The sequence below is a fragment of the Klebsiella sp. HMSC25G12 genome (genome assembly GCF_001807705.1).
Taxonomy (GTDB): domain Bacteria; phylum Pseudomonadota; class Gammaproteobacteria; order Enterobacterales; family Enterobacteriaceae; genus Klebsiella; species Klebsiella variicola.
Genome location: NZ_KV789778.1, coordinates 165,418 through 183,963, shown reverse-complemented (window position 1 = coordinate 183,963; position 18,546 = coordinate 165,418). Strand labels below are relative to the sequence as shown.

General features: G+C 58.2%; 16 protein-coding genes and 1 other annotated feature. Of the genes, 5 read left to right on the top strand and 11 right to left on the bottom strand.

Annotated elements, in window-relative coordinates; all coding sequences use genetic code 11:
• The first annotated feature begins 179 nt into the window (after positions 1–179).
• The gene (gene ybaL, locus HMPREF3096_RS00880) at positions 180–1,856 is read left to right on the top strand and encodes a YbaL family putative K(+) efflux transporter (protein WP_008805453.1); all 1,677 of its coding nucleotides are present in this window, start codon (positions 180–182) and stop codon (positions 1,854–1,856) included.
• 35 nt (positions 1,857–1,891) lie between these two features.
• Here the strand turns inward: ybaL and HMPREF3096_RS00875 are convergent, their stop codons facing one another.
• From HMPREF3096_RS00875 to HMPREF3096_RS00835, 9 genes are all read right to left on the bottom strand, one after another.
• On the bottom strand, positions 1,892–3,196 hold the full coding sequence (locus HMPREF3096_RS00875) for an inosine/guanosine kinase (RefSeq protein WP_008805452.1): 1,305 nt from the start codon (positions 3,194–3,196) through the stop codon (positions 1,892–1,894).
• A gap of 63 nt (positions 3,197–3,259) precedes the next feature.
• Positions 3,260–4,222 carry a ferrochelatase gene (hemH, locus tag HMPREF3096_RS00870; protein ID WP_008805451.1) on the bottom strand — a complete coding sequence of 321 codons (963 nt, stop codon included), beginning with the start codon at positions 4,220–4,222 and terminating at the stop codon, positions 3,260–3,262.
• 128 nt (positions 4,223–4,350) lie between these two features.
• Positions 4,351–4,995, bottom strand: coding sequence for an adenylate kinase (gene adk, locus HMPREF3096_RS00865; protein ID WP_002892184.1), 645 nt, complete (start codon positions 4,993–4,995; stop codon positions 4,351–4,353).
• A gap of 222 nt (positions 4,996–5,217) precedes the next feature.
• Positions 5,218–7,092 carry a molecular chaperone HtpG gene (gene htpG / locus HMPREF3096_RS00860; RefSeq protein ID WP_012542661.1) on the bottom strand — a complete coding sequence of 625 codons (1,875 nt, stop codon included), beginning with the start codon at positions 7,090–7,092 and terminating at the stop codon, positions 5,218–5,220.
• Positions 7,093–7,204: 112 nt separating this feature from the next.
• Complete coding sequence (recR, locus tag HMPREF3096_RS00855) at positions 7,205–7,810, bottom strand: recombination mediator RecR (RefSeq protein WP_008805449.1); 606 nt, start codon at positions 7,808–7,810, stop codon at positions 7,205–7,207.
• A complete protein-coding gene (locus HMPREF3096_RS00850; protein ID WP_008805448.1) occupies positions 7,810–8,142 on the bottom strand; it encodes a YbaB/EbfC family nucleoid-associated protein in 333 nt (110 codons plus the stop codon). Before HMPREF3096_RS00850 ends, recR begins: the two co-directional genes overlap by 1 nt.
• A 57-nt stretch (positions 8,143–8,199) precedes the next feature.
• The gene (gene dnaX, locus HMPREF3096_RS00845) at positions 8,200–10,107 is read right to left on the bottom strand and encodes a DNA polymerase III subunit gamma/tau (protein WP_032729460.1); all 1,908 of its coding nucleotides are present in this window, start codon (positions 10,105–10,107) and stop codon (positions 8,200–8,202) included.
• Positions 8,803–8,867, bottom strand: a sequence feature (DnaX frameshifting element). It overlaps the preceding gene by 65 nt.
• 92 nt (positions 10,108–10,199) lie before the next feature.
• The gene (gene apt / locus HMPREF3096_RS00840; protein ID WP_012542663.1) at positions 10,200–10,751 is read right to left on the bottom strand and encodes an adenine phosphoribosyltransferase; all 552 of its coding nucleotides are present in this window, start codon (positions 10,749–10,751) and stop codon (positions 10,200–10,202) included.
• A gap of 150 nt (positions 10,752–10,901) precedes the next feature.
• Entirely contained in the window at positions 10,902–11,279 is a 378-nt protein-coding gene (locus HMPREF3096_RS00835; protein ID WP_008805444.1) for a DUF454 family protein, read from the bottom strand.
• Positions 11,280–11,348: 69 nt separating this feature from the next.
• Here HMPREF3096_RS00835 and priC point away from each other — a divergent pair, with 69 nt between their 5' ends.
• The 3 genes from priC (at position 11,349) to HMPREF3096_RS00820 (ending at position 13,029) form a co-directional block, all read left to right on the top strand.
• Positions 11,349–11,876, top strand: a complete 528-nt coding sequence (gene priC, locus HMPREF3096_RS00830; protein WP_032729459.1) for a primosomal replication protein N'' — start codon at positions 11,349–11,351, stop codon at positions 11,874–11,876.
• A gap of 12 nt (positions 11,877–11,888) precedes the next feature.
• Positions 11,889–12,062: a pleiotropic regulatory protein RsmS gene (gene rsmS / locus HMPREF3096_RS00825; protein WP_008805442.1), complete on the top strand. Its 174-nt coding sequence runs from the start codon at positions 11,889–11,891 to the stop codon at positions 12,060–12,062.
• Between the two features lie 67 nt (positions 12,063–12,129).
• Entirely contained in the window at positions 12,130–13,029 is a 900-nt protein-coding gene (locus tag HMPREF3096_RS00820; RefSeq protein WP_016160397.1) for an Rpn family recombination-promoting nuclease/putative transposase, read from the top strand.
• A 35-nt stretch (positions 13,030–13,064) separates the two neighbouring features.
• Here the strand turns inward: HMPREF3096_RS00820 and mscK are convergent, their stop codons facing one another.
• Positions 13,065–16,412, bottom strand: a complete 3,348-nt coding sequence (mscK, locus tag HMPREF3096_RS00815) for a mechanosensitive channel MscK (RefSeq protein WP_032729458.1) — start codon at positions 16,410–16,412, stop codon at positions 13,065–13,067.
• Positions 16,413–16,541: 129 nt separating this feature from the next.
• Complete coding sequence (gene acrR / locus HMPREF3096_RS00810; RefSeq protein ID WP_008805439.1) at positions 16,542–17,192, bottom strand: multidrug efflux transporter transcriptional repressor AcrR; 651 nt, start codon at positions 17,190–17,192, stop codon at positions 16,542–16,544.
• Positions 17,193–17,334: 142 nt separating this feature from the next.
• On the opposite strand from acrR, the gene acrA reads away from it, so the two are divergent.
• The gene (acrA, locus tag HMPREF3096_RS00805) at positions 17,335–18,528 is read left to right on the top strand and encodes a multidrug efflux RND transporter periplasmic adaptor subunit AcrA (protein ID WP_012542667.1); all 1,194 of its coding nucleotides are present in this window, start codon (positions 17,335–17,337) and stop codon (positions 18,526–18,528) included.
• Positions 18,529–18,546: the final 18 nt, after the last annotated feature.

Genomic DNA, 18,546 nt, shown 5'->3' with positions numbered 1-18,546 from the left:
CCATCAGCCTGATGCGCGCATTCCCTCCGCGATTTTCCCTTCTGTGCCTTTTGGCCGGTTAATTCCATTTTTTTGCACAATTCAAGAATTATTCATAAACAAAGTGAACGTTTTTGTCATAAACTATTACCCGGATAGGGTAGCAAAATGGACCGATACACCACTGGAAAGGAGACGGAATGCACCACGCAACACCGCTTATCACCACCATTGTCGGCGGCCTCGTGCTCGCCTTTATTCTCGGCATGATTGCCAATAAGCTACGTATTTCTCCTCTGGTGGGATATCTCTTAGCGGGCGTGCTGGCCGGACCTTTCACCCCAGGCTTTGTTGCTGATACCAAACTGGCTCCTGAACTGGCAGAACTCGGCGTGATCCTGCTGATGTTCGGCGTCGGGCTGCATTTTTCCCTGAAAGATCTGATGGCGGTAAAGTCGATCGCCATTCCCGGGGCCATCGCCCAGATAGCCGTGGCGACGCTGCTGGGTATGGCACTTTCCGCCGCCCTTGGCTGGTCGCTGATGACCGGCATCGTCTTTGGCCTGTGTCTCTCCACCGCCAGTACCGTGGTGCTACTGCGTGCCCTCGAGGAGCGACAGCTTATTGACAGTCAGCGCGGGCAGATTGCCATTGGCTGGCTGATTGTAGAAGACCTGGTGATGGTCCTGACGCTGGTCCTGCTGCCAGCGATTGCCGGGATGACGGAGAAAGGTGACGTTGGCTTCGCCTCTCTGGCCCTCGACCTCGGGATCACCATTGGTAAAGTGGTGGCCTTTATCGCCATCATGATGCTGGTCGGTCGCCGGTTGGTGCCGTGGATCATGTCGCGCAGCGCCGCCACCGGATCACGCGAGCTGTTCACCCTGTCGGTGCTGGCCCTGGCGCTGGGCATCGCCTTCGGCGCCGTGGAGCTGTTTGATGTCTCCTTCGCCCTTGGCGCCTTCTTCGCCGGCATGGTGCTTAACGAATCTGAGCTGAGCCACCGCGCCGCCCATGACACCCTGCCGCTGCGCGACGCCTTCGCGGTGCTGTTCTTTGTCTCCGTCGGCATGCTGTTTGACCCGATGGTGCTGGTGCAGCAGCCGCTGGCGGTGCTGGCGACACTGGCGATTATTATCTTTGGTAAATCCGCCGCCGCCTTTTTCCTCGTGCGTATGTTTGGTCATTCGCCGCGTACCGCATTGACCATTGCCGCCAGCCTGGCGCAGATTGGTGAGTTTGCCTTTATTCTCGCCGGCCTGGGGATGGCGCTTAACCTGCTGCCGCAGGCTGGACAAAACCTGGTGCTGGCCGGGGCGATCATCTCGATTATGCTCAACCCGGTGCTGTTTACCCTGCTGGAAAAATATCTCGATAAAACCGAAACCCTCGACGAGCAGACGCTGGAAGAGGTGCTGGAAGATGAGAAACAGGTGCCAGTCGATATCTGTAACCACGCGCTGCTGGTTGGCTTCGGCCGCGTCGGCAGTCTGCTGGGCGAGAAGCTGATGGCCCAGGGGATCCCGCTGGTGGTGGTTGAAACCTCGCGTACCCGCGTGGATGAGTTACGCGAGCGCGGGATCAGCGCGGTGCTGGGTAATGCCGCCAATGAAGAGATCATGGAACTGGCGCATCTCGACTGCGCCCGCTGGCTGCTGCTGACTATCCCCAACGGCTACGAGGCCGGAGAAATTGTCGCTTCCGCACGGGAAAAATGCCCGAATATCGAGATCATCGCCCGCGCCCATTACGATGATGAAGTGGACTACATTATCGATCGCGGGGCTAATCAGGTGGTGATGGGCGAGCGGGAAATTGCCCGCGCCATGCTGCAGCTTCTGGAAACGCCACCGGCCGGTGAAGTCGTCACCGGCTGATGTACTGCCCTCTCCCCGTCGGGAGAGGGACGCGCTTACCGATCCCAGTACGCCTCTTCCAGGCTGTCCTCACGCTCCGGCAGGCCGCGGGTTAAACGCGGCGAGTGCTGGTTCAGCACCTGATAGCTCACGCGGTTGGCATATTTACACACCTGCGCCAGTGAGGAGTAGGTCAGCCATTTGCATTTGTGCTTGCTGGAGTTGGGCACGTTATTGCGGTGGTAGTTATTGGCGGTGATGTCATGCAGCAGCGCCGCCAGGGCGCCGTCGCCAGCGCCGTTGGTATTCATGATTTTTTCAGGCCCGCCCATATACGGGGCGATATGTGAATAGATACGCAGCGGATTAACGCAATCCTGGTGGCGCATCGCACGGCTGAATTCAAACTGGTTAAACTCCGGGATCGCCCCCGGCAGCAGCGGATGCTGGGTTTTCCGCTTCGCCTCTTCTTCGGTAAAGCCCGCCATATACAGGCCCGCCGGACCGGCAGTGCACAGCACCAGGTCGACCCAGTCCAGCGCTTTATCCGCCGCCGACAGCGGATCGGCAAAACCGGTCAGGGCTTCCCCTTCTTCTTCATTCATCGCCAGAATCGAGACATGCTCCTGCAGGAACTGCTGCCACCACGCCGGGTTATCGGCAATCACGTATTTAGTTCCGAGAGTTAACACCACCGGCACATCATGCTTTTTGGCGTACTCGATGGCTTTCATCGTGGCGTCTGGCATCGGCTCGCCCGGCTTGCAGCGTACCAGGTAGGAGGTGAGCACCAGCGCCGAGGCGCCGGCGATCACCGCTTCCGGAATGCTTTCCGGGCGCAGCTTGTTCATGTGACCCGGGCTGATGGCGAAGGTGCGCTCGCCGCTGTCGCTGATCAGGGTAAAACAGCGGCCAATGGCGCCGTCGACGCCCTGCAGATAGTTCAGATCGGTGCGGCTGGAGGTATTGCACAGGTAGCGATAGGCATAGCCGCCGATGTCGATATTGCTGCACATCACGCCAAGCAGCACCGAGCGATCGTCCGCCAGCACCGAGTAGTTATGCATGGTATTGCCGATGGTGCCGCCGGCAAACTGATGGGTAATGAGATTATTGCGTACCAGCTCCTGGTACAGCGCCTCGGCGACGTCATCTTCAATCACCAGCGAGTGGCCCGCGCTCAGACCATAGCGTACGATAAACGCTTCATCCACTTTCGCTTCGATATCCACCAGCGTCTGGTCGATACCGACCACCCAGGAGACGCTGGATTCATTCTCCGGCTGAATTTGCTGCAGCAGCGGGTCGCGGGCGTTGACGGGAAAATAGTGTTTGGATTTGCGTTTACCGGGAAATTTCATAGTGGCGCTTAAATAACAGGGAACAAGCGGGAAATAGTAGCATATTCCCCGCCCTGCGCGCGATCAGCGATAAGGCGCCGTCAGGTTGACCATCATCTCAATATGCGCCACATCCGCATTTAGCGCCGGAATATATTCATACTGCTCGCCACCCGCTTCGAGGAAAACTTCCCGGTTCTGAACGGCAATCTCTTCCAGCGTTTCGAGACAGTCAGCGGCAAACCCCGGGCACAGCACCTGAATATGCTTCGTCCCCTGCTCGCCAAGCATCTTCAGCGTCTCATCGGTGTACGGCGTCAGCCAGGGTTCCCGGCCAAAGCGCGACTGGAAGGTCATCATCACCCGCTCCGGCGGCAGCCCCAGCGCGGAAACCAGTTCCCGCGTGGTATCGCGACAGCGCTGGGGATAATCATCGCCCTGGTTGGCATAGCGCTGCGGGATCCCATGGTAGGAGAGCAGCAGCAGATCGGGTTCCCCGTGCACCGCGAAGGAGGCGCGCACGCTGGCCGCCAGCGCATGGATATAGTCCGGGTGATCGGCATAGTCGCGAATAAACGAGATACCCGGAATAGCGCGCTTTTTCGCAAGGATCCGCGCCAGCTCATCCCAGACGGCGGCCACCGTCGAACAGGAATATTGTGGGTACAGCGGCAGCACCACGATGTGTCCCACCCCCTGCGCCAGTAAATCATCCACCGCGCTGGCCAGCGACGGCGAACCATAGCTCATGCCCAGCGCCACCGGCGTATCCGGCAGCCTGGCGGCCAGCGCCTGCTGCTGGCGACGGCTGTATACCATCAGCGGCGATCCCTCCTCCATCCACACGGACTGATAGAGCTTCGCCACGCGCGGGGAGCGAATCGGCAGTATGACGCCACGCAGCAGCGGCCACCATAGCAGACGAGATGTATCCACCACCCGTTTGTCGCTGAGGAATTGTCGCAGATAGCGCTTCACCGCACCGGGGGTGGGCGCATCGGGAGTGCCTAAATTGGCCAGCAAGATACCTGTTTTCGTCTGATGCATTACCGCCTCTTAACCATTTGAATCGCAGCCAATTGTAGCTGAAATGGCGCTAAACGGAACCAATCATAGCAAAAGGTAGAAATGAGAGGAGTTCTCATCCTGCGGCAGCAGGATGAGAAAAGGCTTTATCAGCCGAGGATTTTTTCCAGTTCAGCGCGCACGTCAGCTACCGCTTTGGTGCCGTCGACTTTGGCATATTTGGTGTTGCCCGCCTGCGCTTCTTTGGTGTAGTAGCCGATCAGCGGTGCTGTCATCTGATGGTATTCCACCAGGCGCTTACGCACGGTCTCTTCCTGGTCGTCTTTACGGGTGGTCAGCTCTTCGCCGGTCACGTCGTCTTTGCCTTCCACCTTCGGCGGATTGAATTTGATGTGGTATACGCGACCGGATGCCGCATGAACGCGACGGCCAACGATGCGGTCGACGATCAGTTCGTCCGGCACGTCGAATTCCAGCACGTAATCAACGGTAATACCCGCTTCTTTCATCGCGTCAGCCTGCGGAATGGTTCGCGGGAAGCCGTCCAGCAGGAAGCCGTTACGGCAATCTTCCTGGGCGATACGCTCTTTCACCAGCGCGATGACCAGCTCATCGGTTACCAGCTTGCCGGCGTCCATAATGTCTTTCGCTTGCTTACCGAGCTCAGAGCCGGATTTTACCGCCGCGCGCAGCATATCGCCGGTGGAGATTTGCGGAATACCGTATTTCTCCATGATGAACTGAGCCTGAGTTCCTTTACCCGCGCCCGGAGCGCCAAGCAGAATAATACGCATTACGAAAATCCCCTCAAAAGTCGATTCAATTTTTCAAAAACGCTAAACCATACCACCAGAACGGCAATGGCTCAAGGAAGGCGGTGCGGCTGAAACGGTTAATGGTGAGATATTTTATGCAATCCAATGTGAAATGCCCCGCCGGAGCAAATTGCTCAGGCGGGGCATTTATCCCGTTCCCGGCGTCGCGTCGCTTGGCCGGGCTACTCGTTCAGGTTCGCGTCAGGAAGCCAGCAACTGGTTCATACGACGGATAAACTGGTTCGGATCTTCCAGCGTGCCGCGCTCAGCCAGCAGCGCCTGATCCAGCAGCAGCTCTACCCATTCGCCGAACTGCGCGTCATCCTGGGTATCGGCGGCGCGTTTCACCAGTTGATGCGCCGGGTTCAGTTCGAAGATGTATTTCACTTCCGGTGCCGCCTGGCCCGCTGCCGCGAACAGCTTCGCCATCTGCGTGCTCATCTCATCGGCATCGGTAGTGACAATCGCCGGGGTGTCGGTCAGACGATGGGTCAGACGCACCTCTTTCACCCGGTCGCCAAGCAGGTTTTTCACACGCTCAACGAACGGCTCCAGCGCTTTTTCAGCTTCTTTGGTGGACTCGTCCACTTCATCCGCCAGCTTGTCCAGCGACTCGTCGGCTTTCGCCACCGACTGGAACGCTTTGCCGTCGAACTCGGTCAGGTAGCTCATCATCCACTCGTCGATGCGATCGGAGAGCAGCAGAACTTCAATCCCTTTCTTACGCAGCAGTTCGAGGTGCGGGCTGCTCTTCGCCGCCGCATAGCTGTCGGCAGTGATGTAGTAGATCTTCTCCTGGCCTTCTTTCATCCGCGAGACATACTCTTCCAGCGACACGGTCTGCGCGGAGGAGTCGGTATGCGTCGTCGCGAAACGCAGCAGTTTGGCGATCGCTTCCTGGTTGCTCGGATCTTCCGCCGGGCCCTCTTTCAGCACCAGGCCGAACTGTTTCCAGAAAGTTTGATATTTTTCAGCGTCGTCTTTCGCCAGCTTATCCAGCATCTGCAGCGCGCGTTTGGTCAGCGCGGTACGCAGGTTGCGGGTCACGCTGCTGTCCTGCAGGATTTCACGGGAGACGTTCAGCGGCAGATCGTTGGAGTCGATCAGGCCACGCACGAAGCGCAGGTAGTTCGGCATAAACTGCTCGGCGTCGTCCATAATGAACACACGCTGCACGTACAGCTTCAGGCCGTGTTTATGATCGCGGTTCCACATATCCCACGGCGCCTGCGACGGGATATACAGCAGGCTGGTATACTCCTGCTTACCTTCCACGCGGTTGTGGCTCCAGGTCAGCGGGTCGCTGTAGTCGTGAGCGATATGCTTGTAGAACTCTTTGTATTCGTCGTCGTTCACTTCGGACTTGCTGCGGGTCCACAGGGCCTGCGCCTTGTTGATTTTTTCCCACGAAATCACGGTTTCGCCGTCTTTCTCTTCCTGCTTTTCAATCTCAACCGGCAGCGCGATATGGTCGGAATACTTGCTGATGATGGAGCGCACGCGCCAGTCGTTGAGGAAATCGTCTTCGCCCTCACGCAGATGCAGGGTGATTTCGGTGCCGCGATCGGCTTTGGTGATGTCGGCAACGGTATATTCCCCTTCGCCGGCGGATTCCCAGAACACGCCATTCTCAGGTTTATCGCCCGCCGCACGGGTACGCACGGTCACTTTATCCGCCACGATGAAGGCAGAGTAGAAGCCGACGCCGAACTGGCCGATCAGCTGGCTGTCTTTCGCCTGGTCGGAACCCATCGATTCCAGAAACGCTTTGGTGCCGGATTTGGCGATAGTGCCGAGATGATCGATAACCTCTTCCCGGTTCATGCCGATACCGTTATCGGCGATGGTCAGGGTGCGGTTGTCTTTATCAAACGAAACCCGTACGCGCAGCTCGCCATCGCCCTCATACAAATCCGGCTGCGACAGCGCGCGGAAACGCAGCTTATCGGCCGCATCAGAGGCGTTGGAAATCAGCTCACGCAGAAAGATTTCTTTGTTGGAATAGAGGGAATGGATCATCAGGTGCAGAAGTTGCTTTACCTCTGACTGAAAACCACGAGTTTCTTGTCCTTTCATCTGATTCAACCTCAACAATGCCATTTTAAATGGGGTAAAAAACCGTTGAGTGGGAGATGGGGACTGCGGGGAAATTTTTCAAGCGGAGGCGGCGCTGGCCGCCTCCATTTGTTCAGAAAGTAATCTTGTGACGACCGGCCAGCGAGTGGGACAGCGTGGTGCCGTCGACCATTTCCAGCTCGCCGCCCACCGGCACGCCGTGGGCGATGCGGCTGGCATCAACGCCATACTGCGCGCACAGCTCCGCGATGTAGTTGGCCGTCGCCTCACCCTCAACGGTCGGGTTAGTGGCAAGGATCACCTCGGTGATCGACTCTGCTTCCAGCCGTTGTTCAAGGCGATCGAGCCCGATGTCATCTGGCCCGATGCCGTCGAGCGGCGACAGGTGCCCCATCAGCACGAAGTAGCGGCCGGAATACTGCCCGGTCTGCTCGATGGCGTGGATGTCCGCCGGACTCTCCACCACGCAGATCTGGCCGTTTTCCTGGCGACGCGGGTTGCTGCAGATATTGCACACCTCCTGCTCGGTGAAGGTGCGGCAATCGGCGCAGTGGCCGATCTCCGACATCGCGCGCGTCAGCGCCTGCGCCAGGCGCATACCGCCGCTGCGATCGCGCTGCAGCAGGGTAAACGCCATGCGCTGCGCCGACTTCGGGCCAACGCCCGGCAGACAGCGCAGCGCTTCCATAAGCTGAGTTAACAGCGGGCTGGTTTGCATCAGAACGGCATCTTGAAGCCTGGCGGCAGCTGCATACCGGCAGAAACGGAAGCCATCTTCTCTTTCTGGGTCTCTTCAATGCGGCGCGCGGCGTCGTTAAACGCGGCAGCCACCAGATCTTCCAGCATTTCTTTGTCGTCTTCCAGCAGGCTTGGGTCGATTTCCACACGGCGGCAGTTGTGCGCGCCGTTAATGGTCACTTTCACCAGACCCGCGCCGGATTCGCCGGTCACTTCCAGCTGAGCGATCTCTTCCTGCATCTTCTGCATTTTGTCTTGCATCTGCTGGGCCTGCTTCATCAGGTTACCCAGGCCGCCTTTTCCACCAAACATAGGCTTCTCTCTCAGTCAGTCATCGTTAAAGGTACTGAATGCCAGTCAGACTGGCGTTCAAATGGGGCGGATACTCTCTTCATCCAGATCGGCGTCGAAGAAACGACGCAGGGTCTGAATGTTATTATCCGCGATAATGGCTTCGCGCGCCTGCGCGAGCTTTTCTTCATAAATAGCCTGCCGCCACTCCAGCGGCGTACGCATCGCGGGATTATCATCTTCCACGATGGTCAATTCAACCGGCGTACCGTACAACACCCCCAGCGCTTCAGCCAGCTTTTGCTGCGCGCCGGTGGAATTGAGGTGACGCTGGCTGGGGCGCAGATGCAGACAGACGCGGCTGCCCTCCTGCTCTTTCCACGCGTTGAGCGCCACCTGCTCGACCAGCTTAGGTACCGCCAGCCGGCTCACTTCCGCCGCCCAGCTGTCGCGCTCGACCGCTTCTTCGGCGAGCTTGGCCGCCAGCTCCGGCGTCTTCTCATGCTCCAGCGCTTTTTTCAGCGCTTTTGGCGTCGCGACTTCGACTTTGGCCTCTTCAACCACTGTCGTCGCCTTCCAGCGATAGGCCTCTTTCTTCGCCGGGGCCTGCTCAAGGGCAGCCGCCGCCGGACGAGCCTGGACGCGCTCGGTAATCGAACTCAGTCGCTCCAGCGCAGCGTTATTCACCGGCCGCGCGCGGGAAGCGGCTGCCGGTTCACTCTTTTTTGGAGTGGTTGCTCCCTGGCTGCGCTGCAGGTGGCTGCGGGCCGCCAGCACCTGGCTGGTGGTCGGCGGCAAACTCTGCGACGGCTGCTGCGGCGGCGCAGCGGGGGCAACCGGCTGACGCGGCGCGGGCGCGGCGGTCTGTGCTGGCTGCACTTCCGGCTCTGGAAGCGGCTTACGCGGATGAAACGCCAGCGCGCGGAGCAGCGTCATTTCGACGCCCATTCGCCGGTCCGGCGCATAAGGCAGCTCTTTGCGGCCCATCAGCAGCGTTTGGTAGTAAAGCTGAACGTCACCCGGCGGTACGGTTCGCGCCAGTTCGCGCATCCGCACTTCGACCGTGGCCATATCGGCGCCCAGCGCCGAAGGCGACAGCTGTACCATGGCGATGCGGTGCAGCAGGCTCTGCATCTCCACCAACAGCGCCTCCCACTCGACGCCGCGTGCGGCGGCGTCATTGACGCCCGCCATCACCCGATCGCCGTCGGCAGCAACCAGCGCTTCAATCAGCGACAGCGCCTGATCGTCATCAAGGGTGCCGAGCATGGTGCTCACCGATGCGGCCGTCAGCTGTCCTTCTCCACTGGCAATCGCCTGATCGGTCAGGCTTAAGGCATCGCGCAGGCTGCCGTCGGCTGCCCGCGACAAGAGCTGCAGCGCACGGGGCTCAAAGGCAATCTGCTCTTCGCCAAGAATATGCTCCAGCTGATGGCGGATCTGTTCAACATCCAGGGCTTTGAGATGGAACTGCAGGCAGCGGGATAAGATCGTCACCGGCAGCTTCTGCGGATCCGTCGTCGCCAGCAGGAATTTGACGTGCGCTGGCGGCTCCTCCAGCGTTTTTAATAACGCGTTGAAGCTGTGGCGCGACAACATATGGACTTCGTCGATGAGATAGACCTTAAAGCGGCCGCGGGCCGGCGCGTACTGGACGTTATCCAGCAGGTCGCGGGTATCTTCGACTTTGGTGCGCGAGGCGGCGTCAATCTCAATCAGATCGACAAAACGCCCCTGTTCAATTTCCCGGCAGTTATCGCACACGCCGCAGGGGGTGGCGGTGATGCCGGTTTCACAGTTTAACCCTTTCGCCAGCAGACGGGCGATGGAGGTCTTACCGACCCCGCGGGTACCGGAAAAGAGATAAGCGTGATGAATGCGCCCTAACGACAAGCCGTTCGCCAGTGCGGTCAGCACATGTTCCTGGCCGACGACGTCAGCAAAGGTTTGTGGGCGCCATTTACGGGCTAAGACCTGATAACTCATGGGCTGGCTCTGAAACGCTGGAAGGTGAAATCACGAAGGGGTCATGCTATCACAGCCCCGCCCGATCGGCGAGGCTATGTGGAGGGATTTGCTTAGTGGCCCGGGAACGGCACCAGGCTGTAGCAGTGGATCCCCAGCTTCTCCAGGCGCTGTTCGCCGCCCAGATCGAAGAGGTTGATAATGAAAGCGGCATCGTGCACTTCGCCGCCGAGACGGCGGATCAGTTTGACCGTCGCGTCGATGGTGCCGCCGGTCGCCAGCAGATCGTCCACCACCAGCACCTTGTCGCCCGGTTTGATTGCGTCAACGTGGATCTCCAGCTGATCGGTGCCATACTCCAGCTCATAGCTCTCGGCAATGGTTTCACGCGGCAACTTACGCGGCTTGCGAACCGGAACAAAGCCCACGCCCAGCGCCAGCGCAACCGGGGCGCCGAACAGGAAGCCACGCGCCTCAGTCCCTACCACTTTGGTAATACCCGCGTCTTTGTAGCGCTCGGTCAGCAGTTCAATGCTAAGCGCGTAGGCCTTCGGGTCTTCCAGTAAGCTGGTGACATCGCGGAAAAGAATGCCAGGTTTTGGATAATCCTCGATACTCTGGATGCTGTTCTTCAGATATTCAAGCTGCTGTGCAGTTGCGGTCATAAGTGTATGCCTGATTGAAACGGTGTTACCCACGGGCGTGCAAAAGGGGCCAAAGAAACATTTGTTTAACCTTTGACCAGGCTTGCCCGCGCTCGAAAACGCCAGAATTTACTGGCTGTCAGCAACAATTGCAACAGGCATTATTGCGCATCAGTGCTTTTGTTGCTTTGCGTCAACCACCGGAATGCGCCACATAAAGATCAGCAGGCAGGCCAGAATGACCAACAGCATGATGCGCACCCACGTAAGCTTAACCAGCCACAGCGAAATAGCAAAAGTCACCACGATCATCGCAATGGCGCGCGGTTTGGCGCCGCGAGGCATCGCGCGGTACTGCTGCCAGTGGCGAAGATAGCCGCCAAACCAGGAGCGATACAGCAGCCACTGGTGAAAGCGCGGCGATGAGCGGGCAAAGCACCAGGCGGCGAGCAGAATAAACGGCGTTGTCGGCAGCAACGGTAAGAAGATGCCCAGCGTACCCAGCGCTACCGCCAGCCAGCCGATAATGGTTAGAATAACAGGTGGCATAATGCGAATCGTTATCAAACAGATGAGGCTACTGTAGCACAGTTGGCTGGAAGGGAATGGAGAGGTGTGGTGAAAACAGCTCAACTTTTACAAACGCTGAACGATCAGCTCAGCGAGCTGGCCGCGCTGGTGGCGCCGCTGGCGAAGCACGCGACCCTGAGCCCACGCTTTGACCGTCAGCTCTTTCATACCCGCAGCACGCTGATGCAGGACTATCTGGCGGAAGCCCGGCAAAACTTTTCCCAACTGAGCCAGGCCGTCGAGCGCCAGCAGCTGCCGCAGGTGGTCTGGATTGCCGAGCGTCTGGCGGCGCAAATCGCCGCGCTGCGTCGTGAAACCGCCACCTGGTCCTTGCGCAGTTGGGACCACGCGTCGCCAACGCTGAGCCGCTGGCAGCGCCGTCGCCTGCAGCATCAGGAGTATGAGCGCCGCCTGCTGGCGATGCGCGACCAACGTCAGCGTCAGCAGGCGCAGGCGACCAGCCTTGACGAGCAGCAGCGGCTGGGGAAAGAAGTTGAAGCCTACAGCGGCCGGTTGGCGCGCTGCCGACAGGCACTGGACAAGATTGAAAACGTACTGGCGCGGCTGACGCGCTAACAGGAGAGCCCGATGTCGCTGGAAAATGCATCCGATGAGGTCAAACTGGCCGTCGATTTAATCATGTTGCTGGAATCGCATCAGATCCCGGCGCAAACCGTGCTGGGCGCGCTGGAAATTGTCAGGCGGGATTATGCAAACAAGTTAAAAAACGCGGAAAGCGGGTCGCAAAACCCAGAGAAGTAGGATGTTGTCTCCGGCAGTGTGCTGGCAGTCTGGTCCTCTGCGCATGACGCCACTGGAGACAATATTGATGGAAAAAGTCAGTCAAACCCCACACGACGCGGTGTTTCGCCAGATGCTCATGCATCAGGCGGTCGCGAAGGATTTTTTGCAGTTGTATCTCCCCGCGCCGTTTCTGGCGATCTGCGAACTGGATTCGCTGCAGCTGGTCTCCGGTAGCTTTGTTGAAGAGGACCTGCGCGCCAGCTATTCCGATATCCTTTACTCACTGCGCACGCGTCATGGACCGGGCTATGTGTACGCGCTGATTGAGCACCAGAGTACCCCGGACAAGCTGATGGCATTTCGCCTGCTGCGCTATGCGCTGGCCGCCATGCAGCGTCATCTGGACGCTGGCCACGACACGCTGCCGCTGGTGGTGCCCATTCTGTTTTATCACGGCAAAGTGAGCCCCTGGCCCTGGGCCCGCAACTGGCAACAGCTATTCGCCGATCCGGCGCTGGCGAAGACGCTCTATAGCAATGATTTTCCGCTGGTGGACCTCACCGTAATGCCAGATAATCAGATCGCCCGTCATCGGCGGATGGCCATGCTGGAGCTGCTGCAAAAGCATATCCGCCATCGCGATCTGGCCGAGCTGCAGGTGCCGCTGATTGCGCTGATGACGCAAGGCTATCTGACCGAAGCGCAGCTGAATACGCTGCTGCGCTATATGTTGCAGGCGGGAACTACGGAACATCCGGGGGCGCTGATCCGCACGCTGGCGGCGCAGTCGCCCAGGCATAAGGAGCTGATGATGACCATTGCCGAATGGCTGGAAGAAAAAGGCCGTAAACAGGGACAGCAAGAGGGTGAGCAGGAAGCCACCCGCAGCATCGCCGCCAGAATGTTGGCGCGCGGCCTCGAACGTCAAACCGTGCAGGAGCTCACCGGGCTCAGCGATGAAGAACTCGCCGCGCTGGCACCCTGAAGCAGCAGGGGCGGCTTTGCGCCGCCCCTCTTCGATCAGGACGCGGTGGTGGGCGCCAGATCGTCCCCCTTCCCGTCCCGCTTCACTTCGGTGACTTCATCGCCTTTTTCATTGCGCAGATGAACTTCCAGCTGGTTAAAGGCAATGTTAATGTCATTCTCCCGGCACAGGCGGTCGATGGCGCGGTTGAGCTCATCCACCGTGTAGCTGCGATCGCGCAGTTCACGAACATACAGACGCAGTTCATGATCCAGCGTACTGGCCCCGAAGGTGGTGAAGAAAACCGCTGGCGCCGGCTCCTGCATCACTTTCGGATGATCGTGCGCGGCCTTCAGCAGCACCGCTTTCACTTTATCCAGATCGGAGCCATAGGCGACGCCGAGGCGGATCACCACCCGGGTCACGGTGTCGGAGAGCGACCAGTTGATCAAGCGCTCGGTAACGAACGCCTTGTTCGGGATAATTACCTCTTTGCGATCGAAGTCGGTGATGGTGGTCGCGCGGATACGGATTTTGCTTACCGTACCGGAGAAGGTGCCGATGGTTACCGTATCCCCAATGCGCACTGGACGCTCGAACAGAATAATCAGACCGGAGACGAAGTTACCGAAGATCTCCTGCAGGCCAAAACCTAAACCAACCGACAGCGCGGCCGCCAGCCATTGTAGTTTATCCCAGGAGACGCCCAGCGACCCGAACACCGTCATCGCCCCGATGGCGATAATCGCATAGTTAAGAATGGTGGTGATGGCGTAGGAGGTGCCCTGACGCATATTGAGACGCGAGAGAACCAGCACCTCCAGCAGACCCGGCAGGTTGCGTATTAGCGCCCAGGCGACCATCGACGCCACAATGGCAAACAGCAGACTGCCCATCGTGACGCTGCGCACCACGCTGGCCCCCGCTTCGGTACCGTTGTAGTGCCAGAGGGTAATGCTGTCGAGATAGGCGAAAACGGTGATCAGATCAGACCAAATCGCCCAGAACATGACCGCGAACAGCGCGATCATCACCAGCATGGTGATGCGCAGCGTCTGCTGGTTGACCTGCTCGAGAGCGATAGTCGGCTCCTCCTGCGGCTCGGCGCCTTCCGCACCCTCCTTCACCAGATGCTGACGGCGCGCCAGCGCCCGGCGCCAGGCGATACGTCGCGCCGCCACGCTCAGACCGCGCAGCACGGTCTGGTACAGCAGGTTCCAGATCATCACCAGATACACGGTCTCGATCCAGCGTCCCGCCAGGCGCAGCGTGGTGTAGAAGTAACCGGTCGCCGTCAGCACCATCAGGGCTACCGGGACAATAGACAGCACGGTGATCGTCAGCAGGCGCAGGCTGTGTGATTCTTTATCACGCCAGCTTTCCCGACACATCGGCCAGACCAGCACGGCAATCAGCAGCAGATTGAAGAAAATCACAAACTGCCCCAGCACGTCGTCCATCAGGTTCAGTGGCGACAGCTCGGAAATCACCGACCAGAAATTCAGCGGCAGCAACGCGAGGCTGACGCGAACAATTTGTCGCCGCCAGTGGCTGGTCAACTGCGCAGGCATATTGAAGTGGCTGACCGCCACGCCGTTCTTTTCCAGCACTTTCCAGCACAGACCAAAGACCAGCCAGAACATGGCCAGCTTTTTACTGTACGCCCACAGCAGTCCGCTGATATTAAGCTGCATGGTGAGTAAGATCAGGCCAATCGCCAAAATTACCAGCACCACCGGCAAGGCCCGAATCAGGTCGATCAGGATCGCCTTTGGCGTATGCAGCTGGGTATCGTTGCGCAGCTGCCCCACCTGGGAAGCAAGCTTAGCCTGATAATCCTTCAGCCACTGCAGACGCCAGCGGATCAGGCCGGCAATCAGCAGCAATGGTAAACCGGCCAGGAAAGCGATAAACACCGCGGGCCACGCTTTTTCCCAGTTCACGGTGATTTTCATCGCCTTAAACTGACCTTTCAGCGCTTCCGGGAAGGCCTTAATCCACTCCCAGTCCATCGGTTTATTGCTGTTCACCCAGAAAATTTGTTGGGTCAGAATTTCCTTCAGACTGCTCGAGACGCTCATCAACTGCTGCTGGTTGATCTGCAGGTTGATGGCCATCATCAGCTGGTTCCCCAGCTGTTTGTTGAACTGGTCAAGCAGTTCGCGGCGCATGTCGATCACTTCCAGTAGCGCGGCGTGGACTTCATCGTTCACTTCGCTGCTGTGCCCCTCCTCCAGTTTGGCGACAAAGGCGTCGCTCTGGAACAGCGCGTCGCGCTGCTGGTTCACCTCAAACTGCTCGAGCCGCAGGTCGGCGATGCGGTTGGTCATATCCTGCAGTTCGTCCGCCGACGGCAGCGTCTGCTGTTGCTGATAAAGAATGCGCGACAGCAGCAGGCTCCCCCGCAGAACTGAAATTTGCTCTTTAATATCCCGTTCAGACTGCAGCGCGCGGTCGAGCCAGTTCTTCACCTGGATATTGCGCTGCACCAGCTGGTTACCGTTCTCCGTCGCCTGGATCAGCTTCTCGCTGAGCTGATGGTTAATATCCAGCTCCTGCTTAACCAGCGGATTGGCCTGAATTCGCGTGGTTTCGTCCGGGGTGACCGCCTCCTGGGCGGTTTTCTCCGTCAGCGTAAGCCGCTTGCTGTTCACCGCCTCCTGCAGCAGCTGCAGCTGATGCTCCAGCCGGTTGCTCCAGGCGGTGACGTAGTCACGCTGCTTCTGCAGGGTATCCTGCAGGACGGTGTTGCCTTCGAGGCTCTTGCGCTGCTGCTCAATCTGCGCGTTGAGCAGCGCCTGTTGAGCCTGCAACAGCACCTGCTGGGTCGGGCGCAGCGTCTCGTCGCCCACCGAGGTGCCATTCAGCCGATTGCGGATCTGCTGCAACTGTTGGGAGGCGTTATACATCGCGTTCTGCACACGTTCCGGCTGCGTTTGCAGGGAAACCAGTTGGCTGTTATAGGTCGCCAGATCGTTTTGCGCATTCTGCAGATCGTCCAGCGTCTGGGTGACGCGTGACTCCAGTTGACGCAGAGAGAGCGTACTGAGCGTTTTGCGCGTGGCGGCGTCGTCAGGGACCTCGCTCAGGTTGTTGAGACTATCCACCGCCTGGCGCAGCTTCGCCGGGGCTTGCTCGACCTGCTGACGCAGCTGTGCCGTCTCGCTTTTGATGCGCTCGATTTTATCCAGCGTTTCCAGCGTCTGGGTCAAATCCTGCTGGACCAGTTTGTCCTGCGGAGTCAGTTCTTTTTGCTTGTTTAACGTATTGAGCTGGCTCTGCACCTCTGCCCGGTCAGGGAGGTCCGCGGCGCGGCCCTGAACTGGGCTGAAAAGGCCAATAAAGCAGAGCAGCGTAATGAAAAAGATAAACGTGGCGCGTTGCCTGGAGATCGTGTGCAGCATAGTTAATATGAATGAATGCAAATGCCGGAGAATACCGGGGGTCGTCGCAAGCGCGCAGAATAGCACTTCTCTTCGCTGGCGAATAGCGGCGGACGGCGCTAAAAATTCACGTACATCCGCGCGCTAACGTTAAGCTGTCAGGCTCTCCGGGCCGCGTAGCGTAGGACAGAACTGATACATCTCCAGCAGGATAGCGACGTAGTCGCGCGCTTCCGCATGCAGGTCGAACGAGTCAGGGGCAAACAGCCAGTTTTCCATCAGGCCGGAAAGGTAGCTGCGCATTAACACGGCCGCCCGCCGGGTGAGTAAATTGGCGGGCAATAGCTTCGCGGCGATACACTCTTTTAAGGTCTGCTCGATACGCTCGTAGCTCGCCAGGGAGAGCTGCCGCTGGGCCTGCTGCACCACGGTCATCTCACCGACAAACTCACACTTGTGGTAGATAATCTCCATCATTAATCGTCGACGTTCCTCTGTCACTGTCGCTTCAAGAACATAGACTAATATCTCCCTGATAACTGAGAGTGGATCGTTGGGGAATTTTGCCCGATACTCAATTTCGAGATCGCTAATACTGGCGTCTGACAGCTCCCAAATTTCGTTGAATAAATCTGATTTATTCTTGAAATGCCAGTAGATAGCCCCCCTCGTTACACCCGCAGCTTTTGCAATTGTTGCCAACGAGGTAGATGATACGCCTTGCTGCGAAAACAGACGCAGAGCAACATCCAGAATCAGTTGCCGGGTTTCACGTGCCTGTTGTTTGGTTTTTCGTGCCATAGGTTAATGACTTTACAGAGGTTACGTTTACATACATTTGTGAATGCATGTACCATAGCATGACCATAATAGAAAGACTGTAGTGGGTTTGTGGTTGTTTGAGCCACTGAACATTTTGAAATTGGACACTCGAGGTTTACATATGAACAAAAACAGAGGGTTAACGCCTCTGGCGGTCGTTCTGATGCTCTCAGGCAGCTTAGCGCTAACAGGATGTGACGATAAACCGGCTCAACAAGGAGCCCAGCACATGCCGGAAGTCGGTATTGTGACGCTCAAATCCGCACCTCTACAAATAACCACCGAACTGCCAGGCCGCACCAGCGCCTATCGCATTGCGGAAGTCCGTCCTCAGGTCAGTGGCATTATTTTAAAACGTAACTTCGTGGAAGGTAGCGACATCCAGGCCGGCGTTTCCCTGTATCAGATCGATCCCGCCACCTATCAGGCCAGCTATGACAGCGCCAAAGGCGACCTGGCAAAAGCCCAGGCGGCAGCGAACATGGATCAACTGACGGTCAAGCGTTATCAGAAACTGTTAGGCACTAAATATATTAGTCAACAAGACTACGATACCGCCGTCGCGACGGCACAGCAGAGCAATGCGGCCGTGGTCGCAGCGAAAGCGGCCGTGGAAACCGCGCGCATCAATCTGGCCTACACCAAAGTCACCTCGCCGATCAGCGGCCGGATTGGTAAATCCGCGGTGACCGAAGGGGCGCTGGTGCAGAATGGTCAAACGACTGCCCTGGCAACTGTTCAGCAGCTGGATCCGATCTATGTTGACGTCACCCAGTCGAGCAATGATTTCCTGCGCCTGAAACAGGAGCTGGCCGATGGCCGCCTGAAACAGGAAAACGGCAAAGCGAAAGTGGAGCTGGTGACGAATGACGGTCTTAAGTATCCGCAGGCCGGCACGCTGGAATTTTCGGATGTCACCGTCGATCAGACCACCGGCTCTATCACGCTGCGCGCGATTTTCCCGAACCCGGACCACACCCTGCTACCGGGGATGTTTGTGCGTGCCCGTCTGGAAGAAGGGGTTAACCCTGACGCCCTGCTGGTACCGCAACAGGGTGTTACCCGTACGCCGCGCGGCGACGCCAGCGTCATGGTGGTCGGGGAAGGCGATAAAGTCGAAGTCCGCCAGGTCACTGCTTCTCAGGCGATTGGCGATAAATGGCTGGTCACTGACGGTCTGAAAACTGGCGATCGCGTTATCGTCACCGGCCTGCAAAAAATCAAACCAGGCGTGCAGGTAAAAGCGCAGGAAGTAGCTTCTGATGATAAACAGCAAGCCACAGGCAACGCGCCATCAGAACAAACCAAGTCTTAACTTAAACAGGAGCCGTTA